The organism is Runella sp. MFBS21 (genome assembly GCF_029433105.1).
GTDB lineage: Bacteria > Bacteroidota > Bacteroidia > Cytophagales > Spirosomataceae > Runella.
In genome coordinates this window covers 994,042-1,013,555 of sequence record NZ_JARNTW010000001.1, presented here as the reverse complement: position 1 = coordinate 1,013,555, position 19,514 = coordinate 994,042, and the positions used below count along the sequence as shown (strand labels likewise).

Below are 19,514 nucleotides of genomic sequence, written 5' to 3'. Positions count from 1 at the left end.
ATAAATTTTTTTATACAACCACCCAAGCTCCTTCTTTCAAACTCCTAAGAGCAGCAAAAGTAGCTTGGGTCGTATTCACAATCTCATCAAAAGGAATAAGTGGCTCCCCTCCTGACTGAATCCAACTGAGCAGTTGTTGAAATTGGGCTTGATGCCCTTTATCCTGAGTCGTTTTAAGTTTAGAAAATCCTTTAAAACCATACCCTTCTAAAGTCCTGAAATTATCAAGGATAAATGTCCGCTCTTGAGAATATACTTCTACTCTTTCTTTGGAGTAGGATTTATGACCGTTTGAGAAATAATTAATCACGCCCGTTGAACCATTCTCGTATCGCAACAAAATACTAGCATTGTCTGATGTTTCGGTAGGTTGTAGCCCCATGGCATTCATGCATACGGCTGTGATGCGACTCCCTGTCAGGTAAGTAATCAAGTCAATAAAATGACACGCCTCCCCCAAAATCCTTCCTCCCCCCACGGCTCTATCGTGTACCCATGAAGTAGAAGGAATAAAACCGGCGTTCATTGTGGCGATTACATTCATGGACGCTTCACCAAGCAGACTTTTCATTTTTTGAACATGTGGCGAAAAACGACGATTAAACCCAACCGTTATACTTGGAGCAGCGGAAGAAATTTCCGCATATGTCTGAATCAATTCTTCAAATTCATCTTCAAAAATGGCCAACGGTTTTTCTACAAAAACGTGTTTCCCAGCTTTCAATGCTTCAATCACAAGGCGAGCGTGTTGATGGTGCCTTGTTGTAATCATTACTAAGTCTACTTCGTCATCTTTCAGAATTTCTTTATAATCAGTCGTACTAAAAGTGATACCATGTTTTTGGGCAAGAGCGGTTCCCGAAAGTCCATTTGCACTTGCAATAAATTTGATAGAAGCACTGTTTTTTAGAGCAGGCAATAGAGTCATTTTGGTAAAATTCCCTGCCCCAATAATCCCAACAATTCCTTTCTTGCCTGCAAAAGACTGAGAGTGATAACGTACCGTAGACGCCTGTATAAACTCTTTGGGATAAGAAAGCAAGGAGGCAATTGCCCCGCCTTTACCCATATCCCCGTATATTTTTTGATACTCTTCAAGGGGTACTACTTCTGTTATTAAAGGTTTTACATCTAGCAACCCGCTTTCAATGAGCTGTAAAATGGTCTGAAAATTGCGATTTTCGGTCCACCTCACAAAAGGTAAAGGATAATCTACCCCTTTTTGCTCGTAGTCATCATCGTAGCGTCCTGGACCATACGAACATGATACCTGAAAAGACAATTCTTTTTCGTAAAACTCTGCACGACTTAAGTTGAGCCCTATCACCCCTACCAAGATAATTTTACCGCGCTTCCGCGACATTTGTGCCGCTTGAGAGATTATCTCATCGCTTTTAGCAGAGGCAGTGATGATTACGCCATCAGCACCTACACCTTTGGTCAACGACTGTACCCACTTAACGGGGTCGGTACCCGCCGATGGATTGGCCACCACAATCCCCTTCTGACGCGCTATATTGAGCTTGTTTTCATCAAAATCAAACCCTATTACTCTACAACCATTTAGGCGCAATAACTCAGCAGTAAGCAGCCCTATCAGCCCTAGTCCAATCACTACTACTGTCTCGCCCAGCGAAGGATTGAGCAATCTGATCCCTTGCAGACCAATCGCCCCTATAACCGTAAAAGCAGCCTCCTCATCGGTCACATTATCGGGGATTTTTACGGCCAAATTTCGAGGTACACACACCACTTCTGCATGTGACCCATTAGAAGCAACTCTGTCTCCCACTTTGAGGTCGGTGATTCCTTCCCCTATCGCGATGACCTCCCCTACATTACAATATCCCAACGGCAACGGCTGCCCAAGCTTGTTAAAAACCGCTTCGAGCGTTGGCATCAAACCATCCGATTTGATTTTATCAAGCACCATTTTCACCCTATCGGGCTGTTGGCGAGCTTTTTCCAACAGGTTTGCTTTCCCAAATTCAACGAGCATTCGCTCCGTTCCAAGAGATACTAAGCTTCGTGTAGTTTTGATGAGGATGGTGCCGCGTTTTACTTGTGGAGCTGGCACTTCTTCTAATATCGTTTGCCCGTTTTTAAGATTTTGGATAAGTTGCTTCATGGGGTATTGTGCATCAAAGGCCGCAAAGTTAACAAATGCCTTTTGGCGAATGGTTTAAAAAAATCGTCTTACCAACCAAATAATCAAATTAAGAATCAAACTCAACACAATACAAGTGACCAATGGAAAGTAAAACCCAAAGCCATCACGCTTAATACGTATATCGCCTGGAAGACGCCCCAGCCAATGAAGTTTGTCCGAAAAAAAGTAAATCATAGCTCCCACTACCAATAGCAGGAGGCCAATTCCCATGAGATATTTGCCAAGTGAAGGATTCATGACGCCAAATTTACGAAGCATTTGAATTTTTGAGCAAAAACCTTCATTTTCGCCGTTTCAAAACCATAAACCCTAAAACACTTATGAAGTCTTCCGTCCGGATACAATTAATGCTCATGATGTTCCTCCAATTTTTTACGTGGGGGTCATGGTACGGTCAAATGAGCGTTTATCTTGGTAAACAACTCAACGCCACAGGCGACCAAATCGGGAATGCTTACTTAGCTTTTTCGATTGCCATGATTATTTCTCCTTTTATTGGGGCAGTAGCCGACCGCTATTTTGCAGCTCAAAAGGTGCTTGGCGTACTCAATTTAGTAGGAGCGGGTTTATTGTTTTTGATTTCTCAAATCAACGACGCCGGGACTTTCTTCTGGGTGATTTTAGGCTATTGTCTTTGTTTTGCCCCTTGTATTGCGCTTACAACTTCGATTTCGATGCGTCATATTGCTTCGCCCGAAAAAGACTTTCCTACCATTCGTGTCATGGGTACTATCGCTTGGATTGCTGTCACTAACCTTATCGGTTTCTTGAACGTAGGAGATAAAGTTACGATTTTTCAAATCTCTATCTTTACTTCTATCTTGTTAGGATTGTTGGCGTTTACTTTGCCCAATACCCCTCCTCGTGCTACTGGCCCTATGAATATAGGTCAAATCATCGGAGCCGATGCTTTTAGTTTGTTCAAAAATCGCTCCTTTGCCATTTTCTTTATTTCGTCGGTAGCAATTTGTATTCCATTGTCGTTTTACTATGCCTTCGCCAATCCTTCGTTGCGAGCATCAGGAATGGAATTTGTAGAAAACAAAATGTCGCTAGGGCAAGTCTCAGAAGTGGGTTTTATGCTTTTGATTCCTTTCGCGTTTAGTAGATTGGGCGTAAAATGGATGTTGGGCGTGGGGCTTATCGCGTGGATTATCCGCTTTTTGTGCTTTGGCTACGGAGATGCCGCAACGAGTGAGTGGATACTCTACGTCGCTATTTTGTTACACGGTGTGTGTTTTGATTTCTTTTTCGTGACAGGTCAGATTTATACCGATACCAAAGCAGGAGAACGCATCAAGTCGCAGGCGCAAGGGCTTATCACGCTTGCTACCTATGGCCTCGGGATGGGGATTGGGTCATGGCTTGGCGGAAAAGTATTAGCCGCCAATACCGACGCAGCCAATGTTACCAATTGGCTGAGTGTCTGGACTGTGCCTGCAGGCATTGCCGCCGTAGTTTTAGTATTGTTCTTGATTTTTTTTAATGATAAGTCCAGCGACAATGTGGAGGTTAGTCATTGATTTTTGTATCAAACTAAGACTTTCACAGTTTTATTTAATCTTTAAAAAACCAAGCGTCGGCTAGGAAACTTCCTTGCCGACGTTATTTTTCCTGCCTTCATGCAAATTTTATCCTACAACATCAACGGTATTCGCGCAGCGATGCGCAACGGTCTGATTGAATGGCTAGCCGACAAATCTTTTGATGTACTCTGCTTTCAAGAAGTAAAAGCCACCCCCGACCAAGTCAACCTCCTCGAATTTGAAGCTTTGGGTTATCAGCTTGTCGGCTGGAATGCCGCCCAAAAAAAGGGCTATAGCGGCGTTGCGATTTTTTCTAAAATTCCGACTAGCCGCTGCGTCATTGGCTGTGGCATTGAGCAGTATGACTACGAAGGGCGAGTGATTAGGGCTGATATTGGTGAGCTTACGATTGTCAACGCTTATTTTCCTTCTGGTACAAGCGGCGACGAACGCCAAGGAATCAAAATGCAGTTTTTAAGCGATTTTCAGGAATGGATTTTACAGCTAAAACAGACCCAAAAACACGTAATAGTAGTGGGTGATTATAACATTGCTCATCAAGAAATAGACATTCATGACCCCATTCGAAACAAAAATACGACTGGTTTTTTGCCCGAAGAACGTACTTGGATGACCCAGTGGTTTGGGGGAGGATTTACTGATGCTTTTCGTTATCTCAATCCCGAACTCGTAGAGTATAGTTGGTGGAGCTACCGAGCCAATGCCCGCCCCAACAACAAAGGATGGCGTATTGATTACTTATCCGTTACTGACAATCTACGCCCTCATTTGGTGGCCTGTCGTCAGCTTACCGACGCAGTACATTCAGACCACTGTCCAGTATGGTTAGAAGTTGATATTTAACTAAATTTTTGATATTGACTCATACTCTTTAGGTTTATTTTGGTAAAACCACTAAATTCTTCCAATTTTGCTTCAATAATCTCGTTTTTTATGATAGATTGAACCTAATTTCGTTATTTATCACACCCATCAACGAGATTTTCTTAAAAGCGATGAAACACAAACCCTATATCTGGGTCATACTTTTTTTGAGTCAATTGGTTTTTGCTCAAAAAAATAAGCCTATTGGTGAAACTGAAGCTCAAAAAGCCCAACGATTTGAACTTGAATTTTTATTGACCGAAGGTCTGAAGTATTCGGCCATGGAAGAATACCAAAGGGCTGATAGTGTATTTCGTTTGGCTTTAAAAATCAACCCCAATGTGGCCGCCATTAATTATGAACTGGCGCGTACTTTGCTCAAAAGAGAAAAACTCGACGAGGCCGCTATATTTTCGCAAAAGGCTTTTCAGCTTACTCCCGAAAATAAGTTTTATGGCATCCAATTAGCCGAAATTTATACCCAACAGCGCAGATACAACAAGGCCGCTGATCTTTATCGTGAAATCATCCGCCAAAGCTCCGACAACGCCGAGTACGGTCTAGAACTAGCAGCGGTTTATATTTTAGATGAAAAATACGAAGAAGCACTCAAAGCCTACGATGAAGTCGAAAAATCTCTAGGGATAGACGAAGACTTGACACATCAAAAGCAACGCATCTACATCAAACTTGATAAGCCCAACAAAGCCATCGAAGAAGCAAAAAAACTTATCAATGCTGAACCCAGCGAAGCTCAGTATGTAGTAGAATTGGCGCAGCTTCTGATGATTGCCAAACGCCCTCAAGAAGCCAAAGAACAGCTCGAAAAAGCCCTCACAATCAATCCTGACCAGGCAGATGCCCGCATGATGCTAGCGGAGATTTATCGCCAAAGTGGTGACACCAAATCGGCCGAACAGCAGATGGGGCAGATGTTTAACAATCCCAATGCTGATATCGATACCAAAATGCAAGCATTGGTCAACTTGCTACGCGAAGCCAAAGATGAAGCCACTCGCCAAGAAGTGCTGGCGCGCGCATCAGAAATCGTAAAGGCCCATCCCAAAGACATGCGAGCCTACGTAGTCTATGCCGACTTGCTGGTAAAAGCCAACCGAAAAGCCGAAGCTCGCGATGCCTATATGAACGCCGTACGGATCAATAGCTCTATGTATGAAGTCTGGGGCGCTGTGCTCCAACTCGACGGCGAACTCAACCAAATCGACAGCATATTGGCTCACTCTGATTTGGCTATCGAAAACTTCCCCAATCAAGGATTGTTTTGGTATTCAAATGGCTCAGCAAATTTAGTCAAACGAAACTACCAAAAAGCCGTAGATGCCCTTGAAGAAGCGCAAAAACTAACTTCGGACAACAAAGAGCTTCAAAATGCGATTTTTGCCCAACTGGGAGACGCTTACCACGGGATAGGTGAACACGAAAAATCAGATGATTCGTACGAAGCGGCCCTCAAAATAGAACCTAACAACGACCATGTTCTCAACAACTACAGCTATTTTCTGTCATTGAGAAAAGATAAACTCGAAAGAGCCAAAGAAATGGCCGCAAGTGTAGTAGCCCGACACCCCGACAATGCCACTTATCTTGATACTTATGCTTGGGTACTTTATGTGATGAAAGACTATAAAAATGCACGCCTCAACTTAGAAAAAGCCATTGCTTCTGGTAAAAGTGTAAGTGGCACTATCATAGAACATTACGGAGATGTACTCTACCAATTGGGAGAGAGAGAAAAAGCAGTAGAGCAGTGGAAAAAAGCAAAAAGTATGGGGGAAAACACCCCACAAATTGACAAAAAAATAGCGACCGGACAGTTGGTAGAATAACCTTTGTAAGACTGCCTTAGTCCAATATCCTAAAATGCCAAAAAGTTAAGCTGCCTTTATACAACAAATAGTTCCTTAGGGTCATTTGTATATGTTTCAAAACTTTTTCGGCATGATAAGAATAATATGACTACCTTAAAACTAAAGTATATTTCTCTCGTAGTATTGGGTTGTTTGTCGGCCTGTCACCGTCCACGCCAAAAAAGTGAGACTCCTACCCGCACAGATAGCCTTGCACTTGCACCCAAAGATTCGGTAGTGATAGCTATTCCGATAGACTCAATAGCTGCTCTTCCCAAGACTGAATCAGAAGATATTAAAGTCAAGGTAGAAAATGTCGACTTTAAATACTTGTCTGCCAAATCAAAAATATCTTTTAAAAGTAAAGACCAAGATATCGACAATGCCAATGTCAATATCCGTATGCGAAAAGATAGCGTCTTATGGCTGTCTATCGTAGCGGGTCCTATTGAAGTAGTAAGAGGACTTATCACTCGCGATTCGATTCAACTTGTGGATCGCTATCACAAAGAATACTATCAATACGATTTTGCTACTCTTAGTCAAAAATTTAATTTTCAGTTAAGTTTTGACCTTATCCAATCTATCTTGGTCGGCAATATGCCCATTCCCAAAAAACCAGGGGAGAGATTTAAGAAAGAAAATGATTATTTTATGCTACGCCAAGAAGAGGGGAAAATCTCACTGGAAAATTATATAGGAGAGCAAAATCGCCGCCTCAAAAAACTCTTGGTGACAGAGCAGCCTACCAAAAATTCGCTAAAACTTGACTACGATGATTTTACCCAACTCAACAACTACCTCTTTCCTTATACTAGCCTGATTGAGCTGGATTATAAATCAAATAAAGACAATGAACTTTACCAAACGGTATTTAGAATCAAACACCAAAAAGTAGAACTGAGCGAAAAGCCCCTTTCGTTTCCATTTAGTATTCCTTCTAAATACCAAAAAAAATAGCCAAAAAGGTGTATTCTTGCAGTTTGAAGAAACTACTTATGAGTAAACATTTGATTTTGTGTCGGTCAAAAGACTCCTATTTGCAGCAAAGTAGCCCATTTGGTGTCAATAATAAATTGACTTGGAAGTTAGCTCTTTGGATTGGATGCTTTTTTTTCATTCCTTCTTTATCGGTTTTTGCCCAAAAAAGTCGCCAACAGCTTGAGAAAGAAAAAAAAGAAAATATCGAGAAACTACAGCAACTACAGAATATCCTCAAACAAACTAGCGAACAAAAACGCGCTACTTTGGGACAGCTCAAAGCCATCAAACAACAAATTTCGGCACAAAACCGCAAAATTGAACTCATCAATGATGATATAGAATTGATGGATTCGGAGCTTAAGGAATTACAGAAAGCCAAAGTAGAATTGGACAATGACTTAAGCAAACTACGCGAAGAGTACGCTAAGATGATTTATAACGCTTCAAAGCGAAACAATAGCCTCAACGAACTTAGCTTTCTTTTCTCTGCCCCTAATTTTAACCAATTTTTGATTAGATATAAATACCTAAAACAATATACTGACGAGCGTAAAAAGCAAGTACAACAAATGAAAAAAGTGCAATCGATGATGATTGCCAAAACGACCAGTATATCCAATAAAAAGAAAGAACAACAAAGTGCCCTTCAAAGCAAAATAGCAGAGAACAAAAACCTCGAAAAACTACGTGGCGACCAAGACAAAGTAGTAAAAGAGCTTAGTGGACGTGAGAGCGAGATTAAGGCCGAAGTAGCTGAAGTACGCAAAGCCAACAAACAAATTGAGAATAATTTGACCAGAATTATTCAAAAAGAAATAGAAGAACGCCGCGAACGGGCCCGTGCAGCAGCGCGTGAAAAAGCCGCCCGCGAAAAAGCAGAACGCGAAGCTGCCGCTGCCCGCGCTCGTGAGGCCGAAAAAGCTAAAAACAAAGGCGAATCTTCGGAAGAAGTCGCCAAAGTAGAACCGCCCAAACCTGAGCCTAAAAAAGTCGAAATCAATGAAGAAGGAATGAACGAAGAAGAAGTAACCCTGGCTTCGTCATTTGCGGCCAACCGTGGCCGTTTGCCTTGGCCAGTACCCGGTTTTATTTCTGACGGTTTTGGAACCAAAGAAGTTTTGAAAAATGTATATCAAGAAAACCAAGGGATTGATATTCAGACCAATGCCAATACATCAGTTAAAACTGTGTATGATGGAGTGGTGATGGAAGTAACTAACTTTGGGGTAATGCGTAATGTGGTATTTGTCCAACACGGAGACTTTTACACCGTATACGCAAAACTGAAAAATGTGAATGTTCGTCCAGGACAAAAACTAAAAGCTCGTGAAACCATCGGAGTAGTAGCCACCGACGCAGACGGGGTATCAGAAGTAAATTTCCAAATTTGGAAAAATACCAGCAAGCTTAACCCTGAAGTATGGCTTCGCTCACGCTAGTATTTTGTTTTTTTATTTATCCTCACAAACCTGATAATCAACCCGATTAACAGTCAATCTATTAATTGTGCGCGAGCACTTAACGATTCATTTGATGTCAACTCAACTCTCTTCCGTTGAAGCAAAACGTGTTACGACCCATATTATTCAAGAAATGAAAAATAGGGGCGAAAAAATCTCGGCTCTTACTGCTTACGATTACTCCATGGCTCGCATCGTAGATGCAGCGGGTATCGATATCATTTTGGTAGGAGACTCAGCTTCCAACGTCATTGCAGGCCATGAAACCACCCTTCCTATTACTTTAGACCAAATGATATACCATGCGCAAGCAGTGGTAAAAGCAGTCAAACGTGCTTTTGTGGTGGTAGATTTGCCGTTTGGTTCTTATCAAGGCAACTCACGCGCAGCCCTTGATTCGGCTATCCGAATCATGAAGGAATCAGGAGCTCATGCTGTCAAATTGGAGGGTGGATTGGAAATCAAAGATTCGATTACGAGAATTCTTAGCGCAGGCGTACCCGTAATGGGGCACCTAGGGCTTACTCCTCAATCGATTTATAAGTTTGGGACGTATTCCGTAAGAGCCAAAGAATCGTCGGAAGCAGATAAACTACTCGAAGACGCCAAAATGCTCGACGAAATCGGATGCTTTGGGATGGTACTAGAAAAAATTCCTTCTCACCTTACCCAAAAAGTTTCGACAAGTGTGAGTATTCCTACTATTGGTATAGGAGCAGGCCCCTATGCTGATGGCCAAATACTCGTCCTACATGATATGCTTGGGATTACAAAAGAATTCAAACCACGCTTTCTCAGGCGTTATGCAGATTTGCATACTGTCATGACCGACGCCGTCTCTAATTACGTTAAAGATGTGAAAAGCAATGATTTCCCCAACGAAAAAGAATCCTATTGAACTATCACTAATTCTTGGCCGTTGAAGAAAAACATAGAATCTTTGTATTCTATATCAACGAAGGTTTGCCAACTAGGCTCATTTATCAAAGCCAAGTTGATTTCTTTTACAAACTTTTCAAGTTTATTCATTACAACTAAATTTTAATAACAATGGCCAAGCCATTTCACGTTGTTTACGAAGACAACCACCTTATCATTGTCAATAAAGCCCCAGGTCTCCTTGTGCAAGGGGATGCCACTGGCGATGTATGTTTGCTCGACTTAGTAAAAGATTATATCAAACAAAAATACGAAAAACCGGGAGAGGTTTTTTTAGGAACAGTTCATCGCATCGACCGTCCAGTAAGTGGATTGGTGGTGTTTGCTCGTACCTCCAAAGCCCTCGAACGCATGAACGAGATTTTTCGTAAAAGAGATGTTCAGAAGACCTACTGGGCAGTAGTACGCAAACACCCTCCCAAAAAGCAAGATAAACTGGTAAGTTGGCTTGTAAAAGATGAGTCACGGAATGTTGTGACTGCTTATGACTACCCCGCACCCAATGCCCAAAAAGCAGAACTTACCTATCGAGTGGTGGGAGAAATCAATCGCCATTTTTTGTTGGAAGTGACCCCCCTCACTGGCCGTCCTCATCAAATCAGAGTGCAGCTGTCTCAAATGGGTTGTCCTATCAGAGGAGATGTAAAGTATGGTTTTTCAAAGCCCAATTCAGATGGCAATATCAATCTCCACGCTAGGCGATTGTTTTTTGTACACCCTGTAAAAAAAGAATCTATTTTATGTCGCGCCGCTTTGCCTCCTGAACCTTTTTGGGAGGAGTTTTTGGAGCTTGACCCCGAAGAAATTGGCCCAGAGCATTTGGCTTTTTTACATGAGTAAAAAGAAACTTAGATTGGCTCTTTTTTAAACATATAGCTGTCTAACAACCAGATTATTAGTCAATGTCTTGGATAGAGAAACTAAAAAATAGGTGGGGAGTCAAAAATGGATGGCAGGTACTGGTAATACTACTGGTATTTGCCTGTACAGGCTTCACAGTTATGTATACCAAGAGATGGGTTTCCCAATGGCTTCGTATCGAAAGCACATGGGCAATTTGGTTATTTAATATCCTTGTAATACTACCCCTTTACCAAGTTATCTTGTTGGTATACGGGTGGCTCTTCGGACAATTCGCTTTTTTTTGGGCTTTCGAGCAGAAAATGTTCAGGCGCCTGATGAACTTATTCTCTCGCAAACACTCATAATTCTGACGGCTCTACATTTTTTTCAACTGTTGATACGTCGGTCCACATTTGGTGGGCCATTTGCTCTACTGTATTAACCACCCCCTGAAGGGCTCCAAATACAATACACAGTGGCAAGATTATGGGTAGGAAAATGAGCCACTGAAAAGCCAGATGCATGTTAGGCTTCTTCATTCTTAATTCATATTAAATGTCCACAACTATTTAAAAGAAAGATATTTACACTGTTAATATAGCTTTCTTCAAACAATGTGCCAAAGTATTTTATGAGGTAAATTATTTTTATTAACAAACATAATCAGCATTTGCCAATATTCCCAATAAAGTCAAAATATTTACTTATTTAATCATATAACCAAGAATTATTTTTATATGTTTAGAAAAGACCATTTAAAATTTATACTTGGCAAACGTTTTACTGCCTTTCTGTTGTTGTCTTACCAAACCACCTGACCAAATATGCAAGACGTCATACGCCTACTACCTGATGCTATCGCCAACCAAATCGCAGCTGGGGAAGTAGTACAACGCCCTGCTTCTGTTGTAAAGGAGCTGTTGGAAAACGCCATCGATGCTCAAGCTAAGAATATACAAGTAATTATCAAAGACGCGGGTCGTACGCTGATTCAAATCATTGATGACGGCTGTGGCATGTCTGAGACCGACGCTCGTATGAGTTTTGAACGCCATGCTACCTCCAAAATACGCCATGCCGATGATTTATTTCGGATTCGTACCATGGGCTTCCGTGGCGAAGCGTTGGCGTCTATCGCAGCGGTAGCCCAAATAGAAATGCGAACGCGGCGACCTACCGACGAAATCGGCGTTCTTCTCCGTATTGAAGGCTCTGAAGTAAAATCCCAAGAATCAGTGGCGTGTTTGCCTGGTACTAATATTTTGGTAAAAAATCTCTTTTTTAATGTCCCCGCAAGACGCAATTTCCTAAAAACTAATTCGGTCGAAATGCGTCACATTCTCGACGAATTTCAAAGGGTAGCATTGGCACATTCGGAAGTAAGTTTTTCTTTGTACCACAACGATACCGAAGTATACAACCTATACGCAGGCAAAATGAGCCGACGCATCGTAGACATGTTTGGCAAAAATTACCGCGAACAACTCGTTTATTGTCAAGAAGAAACACCTTATGTAACGGTCAAAGGATACATAGGAAAACCTGATTTTGCTCGTAAAACACGCGGCGAACAGTTTTTTTTCGTCAATGATCGCTTTGTCAAACATAGCTACCTTCACCATGCCGTACTGTCGGCTTATGAAGGAACGATTTCGGATGGCAATCATCCCTTTTATGTTTTAATGCTTGACATTGACCCGTCTCATATTGATATTAATATTCACCCCACCAAAACCGAAATAAAATTTGACGATGAGCGCTCAGTGTATGCTCTCTTGATGGCCGCTATCCGAAAGGCAATCAGTGTCAATCACCTTGCTCCGTCGATTGATTTTGATCTCAATGTCAATTTTCTGAGCCCCATTTCACAGGCCCGGACCAACACTCCTATTCAAACAAATACGTCAAGTTATTCGCCTTCACCTTCTACAGCTTCGGCACCTACCAAACGAGAAAGTGATAACCTATCCAATTGGGAAAAATTGTTTGAAGGATTTCAGAAGCCCATGCCAAGCGCTTCTCAACCCGAATTAGATCTAGGAGAGACAACGACAGAAGAAATCTCGTCGTCTACCCTTGGAAGCAGAGCCAATGAAGTCAATGCTGATGAAGAAAATTTAAAAAATCGCCGCTTAGCGGTGCAAATTCAAAATCGCTATGTAATATCAGCTGTAAAATCAGGTATGATGGTCATTGACCAACGCGCAGCCTACGAACGGGTGCTGTATGACCGCTATATCAAACAACTCACTACCCAAAATACAGTTTCGCAACAATTACTTTTTCCAGCCACGGTACAATTACCTTTAGCAGACATCCCGCTTTTGCTCGAAATACGCGACGAAATCGCAGCTCTTGGCTTTGATTTCGATGCATTAGGACCCGGTACGCTAGTTGTGAGAAGTATTCCAACGGATCTTCCGAGCGAAGATATCCAGCAGATTTTTGAGGATTTAACTGAGCAGCTTCGTTCCAACTACTCAGACTTGCAACTCAATCGCGCCGAAACTACTGCTCGAACTCTGGCTAAACGTTTTGCTCATAGATATTTGGTAATGCTTTCATCAGAAGAACTTGAAAAATTAATTAACCAATTATTTGTATCTTCCAACCCAAATAATACACCTAGTGGCGAACCGATTTTTACAGTTTTGGCGTTAGACAAGATATCTAATTTAATAAAAGGAGGATAGTAATCGTTTCAATCACTACCTCAACCTCAAACTTGACTTTAGCATGTTAAACATCACCCCCGTCGTAAGAAATTTATTAATTCTGAACGTTGTCATATTTATCCTACAAAGCTTAAGCCCTCAAATAATCAACTGGTTTGCTTTATACCCTATAACAGGCCCGGACTTTCAACCCTACCAATTTGTGACATACATGTTTTTGCACGGGGGATTTGGGCACTTGTTTAGCAACATGCTTGGGTTGATTTTTTTTGCTCCTTTGCTCGAACAACATGTTTTAGGCACTAGACGATTCGTAACTTTTTATTTTGTGACAGGTATTGGTGCTGGTTTGTTGTACGCAGGTATCAACTACTATGAGCTCATTCAACTTAGGCATGCGGTAGATCTCTATACCCAATATCCTTCGCCCGAAGCTTTTTTGGACTTTGTAACCCGCTTTGCACCAGAGTTTAAAAGGAATGCCTATAATTTTTTGAATGACTTTGAAGATAAACCTCAAAATATAGCGTATATCAATGAAAGCTTGGCTTTCGTAAAACAGATGTATACCCAACGCCTCAGTGTACCAATGCTTGGTGCATCGGGGGCAGTGTTTGGCATTATTGCGGCTTTTGGGTTAATTTTCCCCAATATGGAAATGATGTTGCTTTTTTTTCCTGTTCCTATCAAAGCCAAATATTTTGTTTCAGTTTATGCATTGTATGAGCTATATGCAGGCGTACACATCAGAGATTCGGGAGTAGCGCATTTTGCACACCTTGGAGGCATGATTTTTGCTTATATTTTATTGAAAATGTGGAACGTCCGACGCATGTACTGATTTGTGGATTTATAGATTATTTTTTAACTTTCGTTCAAGAATTTTCGATAAAGATAGGTGTTGTTTGAATAAATATTGACTAAGAATCTCTAACGGCAAAATAGGTATGGGTAGCATTTTTGACGATGTAAGAGGAGAGTTTTCGAAGACCAATAATGCGGTCATTAAGCTCATATTGCTCAACGTTCTTGTGTTTGTAGTGGTGATGATACTTTACGTGGTTTTTATGTTTAGTCAGCACCAATACTATTTTGGACTGATCATGGAGCAGCTAAGTCTGCCTGCCAATTTCAACACTTTTATTTACCGGCCTTGGACATTATTTACCAATTTTTTTATACATCAAGGACCTTTTCATATTTTCTTCAATATGCTCTCCTTGTATTGGTTTGGGCAAATAATTGAAGAATATCTAGGTAGCCGTCGCTTGGTGGGTATGTTTATTTTAGGAGGTCTTGGCGGAGGTGTGCTTTTTTTAGCGTTGTACAATTCTCTGCCCTATTTTCAGCCCGTTTTGTCTAGTACCACGCTCGTAGGAGCCTCAGGGGCAGTTTTTGCCATCATTGTAGGAGCAGCTACTCTTCTGCCCGATCATACTTTTTTTGTATTTTTAATCGGTGCCGTTAGACTAAAATATATCGCCGCGTTGTGTATAATCATCTCTATGGCGCAGCTTGTAGGGCCCAATGCGGGAGGTAACTTAGCTCATTTAGCCGGCGCGCTAGTGGGATTCGGATTTATAAAATCGCTCAAAAATGGTTGGGATTGGGGTACTCCTATTTATGCGGTTGGGGACTTTTTTCAAAAAATCTTTAGTCGTAAAGCTAACTTGCAAGTTCCTCAACGCGCTCGCGCTACCACTACATCTTCTAATCGCCGATTTACAACTTCAAGCGAGAATGCCTCAATTGTGATTCCTAACCAAGACGAAATTGATGCCATTTTAGATAAAATTTCGAAATCAGGCTATGAAAGCTTGACGCGCGAAGAAAAACAAAAATTATACAAAGCCAGCCAACAGTAATTTATGCCTATCTTAAATTGTATGTAGACTGAGCGTCTTTTTTTGTACTTTTGCCAAACACTTTTGTTAGCAAGCTAGTTATAGTACTACGTTTTGTTTCAAGCCATTCAAAGATGCTCATCACTCCCGGTAAATTACTATCGCAAATCAGTACGCCTGAAGACCTGCGAAAGTTAGATTCAGTGTTACTGCCACAGGTCTCTCAAGAGCTTCGCCAATATATTATTGACTTGGTGTCGGTCTATGGTGGCCATTTTGGTTCTAGTCTAGGCGTAGTCGAGCTGACAGTAGCCTTGCATTATGTCTTCAATACCCCCGAAGACCAGCTCGTATGGGATGTAGGACACCAAGCTTATGGTCACAAAATACTTACTGGGCGCAGAGACGTTTTTCATACCAATCGTCTATATGGTGGTATTTCGGGTTTTCCTAAAAGAAAAGAAAGTGATTATGATTCTTTTGGAGTAGGGCATTCTTCTACTTCCATTTCGGCAGCACTTGGGATGGCGGTAGGAGCTCAATTGGAGGGCAAAAAACATCAACATTCTATTGCAGTAATTGGAGATGGCGCCATGACAGGCGGCATGGCTTTTGAAGCAATGAATCATGCAGGGTCACTCAAAAACTCCAATTTGCTTATCATTCTCAATGATAATTGCATGAGTATAGACCCCAACGTGGGGGCCCTCAAAGAGTATCTTACGGATATTACGACTTCTCATACCTACAACCGCGTCAAAGACGAAGTCTGGAACTTGCTTGGTAAGATGAGCCAATTTGGCAAAAATGCCCGTGAGATTGTATCCAGAGTAGAAGATGGCCTAAAAGCAACACTCTTGCGCCAAAGCAACCTTTTTGAATCCCTTAATCTGCGTTATTTTGGACCCATTGATGGGCATGATGTAGATCATCTTGTACATGTGCTCAACGATCTAAAAAATATCCCTGGCCCCAAACTTCTTCACTGTGTAACAGTGAAAGGAAAAGGATTTGGGCCTGCCGAAAAAGACCAAACTAAATGGCATTCACCAGGAAAATTTGATAAGATAACAGGTGAAATTTTCAAAAAAATTCCTGATAAACCTCAACCACCCAAATATCAAGATGTGTTTGGAAATACCTTGGTTGAGCTTGCCCAACAAAATCAAAAAATAGTAGGTGTAACCCCAGCAATGCCTTCTGGCTCTTCACTCAATATCATGATGAAAGCCATGCCACATCGGGCCTTTGACGTGGGCATCGCTGAGCAGCATGCAGTAACTTTCTCAGCAGGGATGGCTACGCAAGGCTCAGTGGTGTATTGTAATATATACAGCACTTTTATGCAGCGCGCTTATGACCAAGTCATTCACGATGCTTGTATTCAGGAGTTGCCAGTTATTTTTTGTTTAGATAGAGCTGGATTTGCGGGTGCAGACGGTCCTACTCACCACGGTGCTTACGACATCGCTTACATGCGCTGTATCCCCAACATGGTAGTAGCTTCTCCCATGAATGAGCAAGAGCTGCGCAATTTGATGTATACTGCACAACTTGACGAGGTACAAAATCAGAAAAAAGCTTTTACGATACGCTATCCAAGAGGAGAAGGCGTAATGTCACAATGGCGTACTCCTTTTGAAAAAATAGAAATCGGAAAAGGTCGCAAAGTAAGAGATGGCGAAGATATTGCGATTTTAACCATTGGTCACATTGGCAATTATGCCGTCGAAAGCTGTAAAATGCTAGAACTAGAAGGTATTCAAGCGGCTCATTATGATTTAAGATTTGTCAAACCACTTGACGAAACCCTCTTGCATGAGGTGTTTACTAAATTCGATAAAGTGATCACCGTCGAAGATGGATGCTTACAAGGAGGTATGGGAAGTGCCGTACTAGAGTTTATGGCTGACCATGGTTATCATGCCAAACTCAAACGCCTAGGCATTCCTGATCGAGTAGTGGAGCACGGAGAGCAACTTGAGCTTCATCGCGAATGTGGTTTTGATCCTGAAGGTATTGCCAGAACAGCTCGCGAAATGACCGCTATAGCAGTAACAATTTGAAGGCCTACACTATTGAAATAAATATTGTATTGAGAGGCTGTCTCTGTTGAGACAGCCTCTTTGCTTTGCTAAGCTGCCTGACCTCCTAGCCTTCTACTTTTTTAGGCTATACTTCTCTTATCTTTGTTTTTTTTCTAATTTGTGGCAAAATCAAATTTTTCCATTTCTAAACCCGAATTTATCTTAATCATTCCTTCTCAAATACCAAATTATTCAAGAAATAAGATGAGAAGAGCCCCTTTAATAATTAGATTCTCTCAACCTGACCTTAATTTCTTCACAACTGACTTTTTATGAACAACCTCAAACATCGTCTTTTTATCGTCAACTGGGTACTGGTTACATTGGCAGCGCTTGCTACAGTGCTTGATAAGTATGAAATCATACACTTTAGTGATAGTATTCTTATTACCCTTCGTTGGCTGGCATTAACAGGATTAGTCATTCACGCTTTTATCAAGCAAAATCTTACTACTTCTATCTTAGTAGCGATGCTAGTAGGTACCGAAATTGGCTACGATTTTCCTGAGCTAGCCCAAAACCTCAAGTTTTTACGGAAGATTTTCTTGCAAATGATTAAAACTATCATTGCGCCTTTGCTTTTTGCGACATTAGTAGCAGGGATTGCAGGGCACTCTGATTTGAAGCAAGTGGGGCGCATGGGTTGGAAATCACTGCTTTATTTTGAGGTAGTTACCACGATTGCCCTTTTTATAGGATTGTTTTTTGCCAATTGGTTCCAGCCAGGTGCTGGCATCGCTCCTCCTAAAGATTTTCATGATGAGTTACCTAAAGTTCACCAACAAAATTGGCAAGATATTATTTTGCATGCTTTTCCTGAAAACATTGCCAAATCTATCTATGAAGGTCAGGTATTACAAATTGTGGTATTCAGCATCATCTTTGGGGTAAGTTTGGCATTGCTACCAGCCGCCAAGAAGACCAAAATGGTACATGGAGTGGAACTATTGGCCGAAGTAATGTTTAAATTTACAAAAATCGTGATGCTTTTTGCCCCTATTGGGGTAGGTGCCGCTATTGCCGAGACTGTAGGGCATATGGGTATTGATGTTCTCAAAAATCTAGCGATGCTCCTAGCCACTTTATACTGCGCACTGTTAGCATTTTTATTGTTAGTGCTCACTCCAGTAGCCCTTGTTGCACGTATTCCTGTTTTCAAATTTGCCAAGCAAATTTCCGAACCTGTTTCTATTGCATTTGCCACTACCAGTTCGGAGTCGGCATTGCCCAAAGCTATGGAACAAATGGAAAAATTTGGCGTACCTCGTCAAATTGTATCTTTTGTAATGCCTACAGGGTATAGTTTCAACCTCGACGGCTCCACGCTTTATTTGGCCTTGGCGACGATTTTCGTAGCTCAAGCATCGGGTACGGAGTTTCCGATAGGCCAGCAAATTACCATGGTATTGTTGCTAATGCTCACCAGCAAAGGCGTAGCGGGTATTCCACGTGCCACGCTCGTGATTCTTTTAGGTGCGGTGGCCAACTTCGGATTGCCCGAGTGGCCGGTATTACTTATTATGGGCATCGACGAATTGATGGACATGGCCCGTACCTCGGTAAATGTAATCGGCAACTGCCTAGCTACTGCGGTGATTGGACGGTGGGAAGGCGAGCTCGACGACGAAAAGATGCACGCTTCTGATCAAGTAGTAACTCCTTAAAAATTAACTTAAAAGCTTTTTTGTTTGATAAAAAAAGTTTAGGTTCGGTAAAGTTTTACCGAACCTTTTTTATTACTAAACCTTATCACTCAACACAATGGCACAACTCCTCCCTTTAGAAAAAGAAATCTCAGACATTTTTGCCAAATTTCCCGCTTTCCCTGACAACATTAAGGAAATTCTAGTCAAAATTTCCCCCTATCTCTGTATCATAGGAGTAGTATTTGGTGGCCTAGGCCTACTAGCGGCCTTTGGCCTAGGCGTAGGAGTATCCGCTATTGGCGCAGCGGCCTACGGTGGGATGGGGATTTACTGGATATCAATGTTGTTTTTGGCCGCGATGGTTGCCTTGGAAGCGATGGCTATATCGCCGCTTATGAAGCGACAGAAAAAAGGCTGGGATTACCTTTATTATGTTTTTCTCCTTTCGCTTATCAATGGAGTAGTAAGTATTTTTGGTAGTTTCTCTGGGGGGATTTTTAGTCTAATTTTAACTTTTGTAATCGGAGGCTGGATTTTATTTCAAGTCCGCGAAAAATATCTATAATTTAAGAATTTACAGTTTATAT

The 19,514-nt window shown here is 41.6% G+C and carries 17 protein-coding genes; 14 read left to right on the top strand and 3 right to left on the bottom strand.

Annotated features, from left to right (window positions below):
• Window positions 1-10 precede the first annotated feature (10 nt).
• The gene (locus P1X15_RS03930) at window positions 11-2,128 is read right to left on the bottom strand and encodes a bi-domain-containing oxidoreductase (RefSeq protein ID WP_277336825.1); all 2,118 of its coding nucleotides are present in this window, start codon (window positions 2,126-2,128) and stop codon (window positions 11-13) included.
• A gap of 54 nt (window positions 2,129-2,182) precedes the next feature.
• Window positions 2,183-2,407 carry a DUF2905 domain-containing protein gene (locus P1X15_RS03925; RefSeq protein WP_277336898.1) on the bottom strand — a complete coding sequence of 75 codons (225 nt, stop codon included), beginning with the start codon at window positions 2,405-2,407 and terminating at the stop codon, window positions 2,183-2,185.
• 83 nt (window positions 2,408-2,490) lie between these two features.
• Between P1X15_RS03925 and P1X15_RS03920 the strand changes: the two genes are divergently transcribed.
• From P1X15_RS03920 to panB, 6 genes are all read left to right on the top strand, one after another.
• A complete protein-coding gene (locus P1X15_RS03920; protein ID WP_277336824.1) occupies window positions 2,491-3,693 on the top strand; it encodes an MFS transporter in 1,203 nt (400 codons plus the stop codon).
• A 99-nt stretch (window positions 3,694-3,792) separates the two neighbouring features.
• Window positions 3,793-4,560 carry an exodeoxyribonuclease III gene (locus P1X15_RS03915; RefSeq protein WP_277336823.1) on the top strand — a complete coding sequence of 256 codons (768 nt, stop codon included), beginning with the start codon at window positions 3,793-3,795 and terminating at the stop codon, window positions 4,558-4,560.
• A gap of 152 nt (window positions 4,561-4,712) precedes the next feature.
• Window positions 4,713-6,428 (top strand): tetratricopeptide repeat protein, encoded by a 1,716-nt coding sequence (locus P1X15_RS03910; protein WP_277336822.1) that lies wholly within the window; start codon window positions 4,713-4,715, stop codon window positions 6,426-6,428.
• A gap of 126 nt (window positions 6,429-6,554) precedes the next feature.
• Window positions 6,555-7,409, top strand: a complete 855-nt coding sequence (locus P1X15_RS03905; RefSeq protein WP_277336821.1) for a DUF4292 domain-containing protein — start codon at window positions 6,555-6,557, stop codon at window positions 7,407-7,409.
• A 38-nt stretch (window positions 7,410-7,447) separates the two neighbouring features.
• Complete coding sequence (locus tag P1X15_RS03900) at window positions 7,448-8,872, top strand: murein hydrolase activator EnvC (RefSeq protein WP_277336820.1); 1,425 nt, start codon at window positions 7,448-7,450, stop codon at window positions 8,870-8,872.
• Between the two features lie 94 nt (window positions 8,873-8,966).
• Window positions 8,967-9,791, top strand: a complete 825-nt coding sequence (panB, locus tag P1X15_RS03895) for a 3-methyl-2-oxobutanoate hydroxymethyltransferase (RefSeq protein ID WP_277336819.1) — start codon at window positions 8,967-8,969, stop codon at window positions 9,789-9,791.
• Here the strand turns inward: panB and P1X15_RS03890 are convergent.
• Window positions 9,785-9,922: a hypothetical protein gene (locus P1X15_RS03890; RefSeq protein WP_277336818.1), complete on the bottom strand. Its 138-nt coding sequence runs from the start codon at window positions 9,920-9,922 to the stop codon at window positions 9,785-9,787. The genes panB and P1X15_RS03890 overlap by 7 nt on opposite strands.
• 21 nt (window positions 9,923-9,943) lie before the next feature.
• Here P1X15_RS03890 and P1X15_RS03885 point away from each other — a divergent pair, with 21 nt between their 5' ends.
• The 8 genes from P1X15_RS03885 to P1X15_RS03855 all read left to right on the top strand — a co-directional run bounded on the left by P1X15_RS03885 (window position 9,944) and on the right by P1X15_RS03855 (window position 19,492).
• The gene (locus P1X15_RS03885; RefSeq protein WP_277336817.1) at window positions 9,944-10,672 is read left to right on the top strand and encodes an RluA family pseudouridine synthase; all 729 of its coding nucleotides are present in this window, start codon (window positions 9,944-9,946) and stop codon (window positions 10,670-10,672) included.
• Window positions 10,673-10,734: 62 nt separating this feature from the next.
• Complete coding sequence (locus P1X15_RS32525; protein WP_310586006.1) at window positions 10,735-11,040, top strand: DUF6787 family protein; 306 nt, start codon at window positions 10,735-10,737, stop codon at window positions 11,038-11,040.
• Window positions 11,041-11,499: 459 nt separating this feature from the next.
• Window positions 11,500-13,368 carry a DNA mismatch repair endonuclease MutL gene (mutL, locus tag P1X15_RS03880; RefSeq protein WP_277336816.1) on the top strand — a complete coding sequence of 623 codons (1,869 nt, stop codon included), beginning with the start codon at window positions 11,500-11,502 and terminating at the stop codon, window positions 13,366-13,368.
• A 43-nt stretch (window positions 13,369-13,411) separates the two neighbouring features.
• Window positions 13,412-14,191, top strand: coding sequence for a rhomboid family intramembrane serine protease (locus P1X15_RS03875; RefSeq protein WP_277336815.1), 780 nt, complete (start codon window positions 13,412-13,414; stop codon window positions 14,189-14,191).
• A gap of 106 nt (window positions 14,192-14,297) precedes the next feature.
• Complete coding sequence (locus tag P1X15_RS03870; RefSeq protein ID WP_277336814.1) at window positions 14,298-15,215, top strand: rhomboid family intramembrane serine protease; 918 nt, start codon at window positions 14,298-14,300, stop codon at window positions 15,213-15,215.
• A gap of 113 nt (window positions 15,216-15,328) precedes the next feature.
• Window positions 15,329-17,260: a 1-deoxy-D-xylulose-5-phosphate synthase gene (gene dxs / locus P1X15_RS03865; RefSeq protein ID WP_277336813.1), complete on the top strand. Its 1,932-nt coding sequence runs from the start codon at window positions 15,329-15,331 to the stop codon at window positions 17,258-17,260.
• A gap of 293 nt (window positions 17,261-17,553) precedes the next feature.
• On the top strand, window positions 17,554-18,945 hold the full coding sequence (locus P1X15_RS03860) for a dicarboxylate/amino acid:cation symporter (RefSeq protein ID WP_277336812.1): 1,392 nt from the start codon (window positions 17,554-17,556) through the stop codon (window positions 18,943-18,945).
• A gap of 97 nt (window positions 18,946-19,042) precedes the next feature.
• A complete protein-coding gene (locus tag P1X15_RS03855; protein ID WP_277336811.1) occupies window positions 19,043-19,492 on the top strand; it encodes a hypothetical protein in 450 nt (149 codons plus the stop codon).
• The last annotated feature ends 22 nt before the right edge of the window (window positions 19,493-19,514 follow it).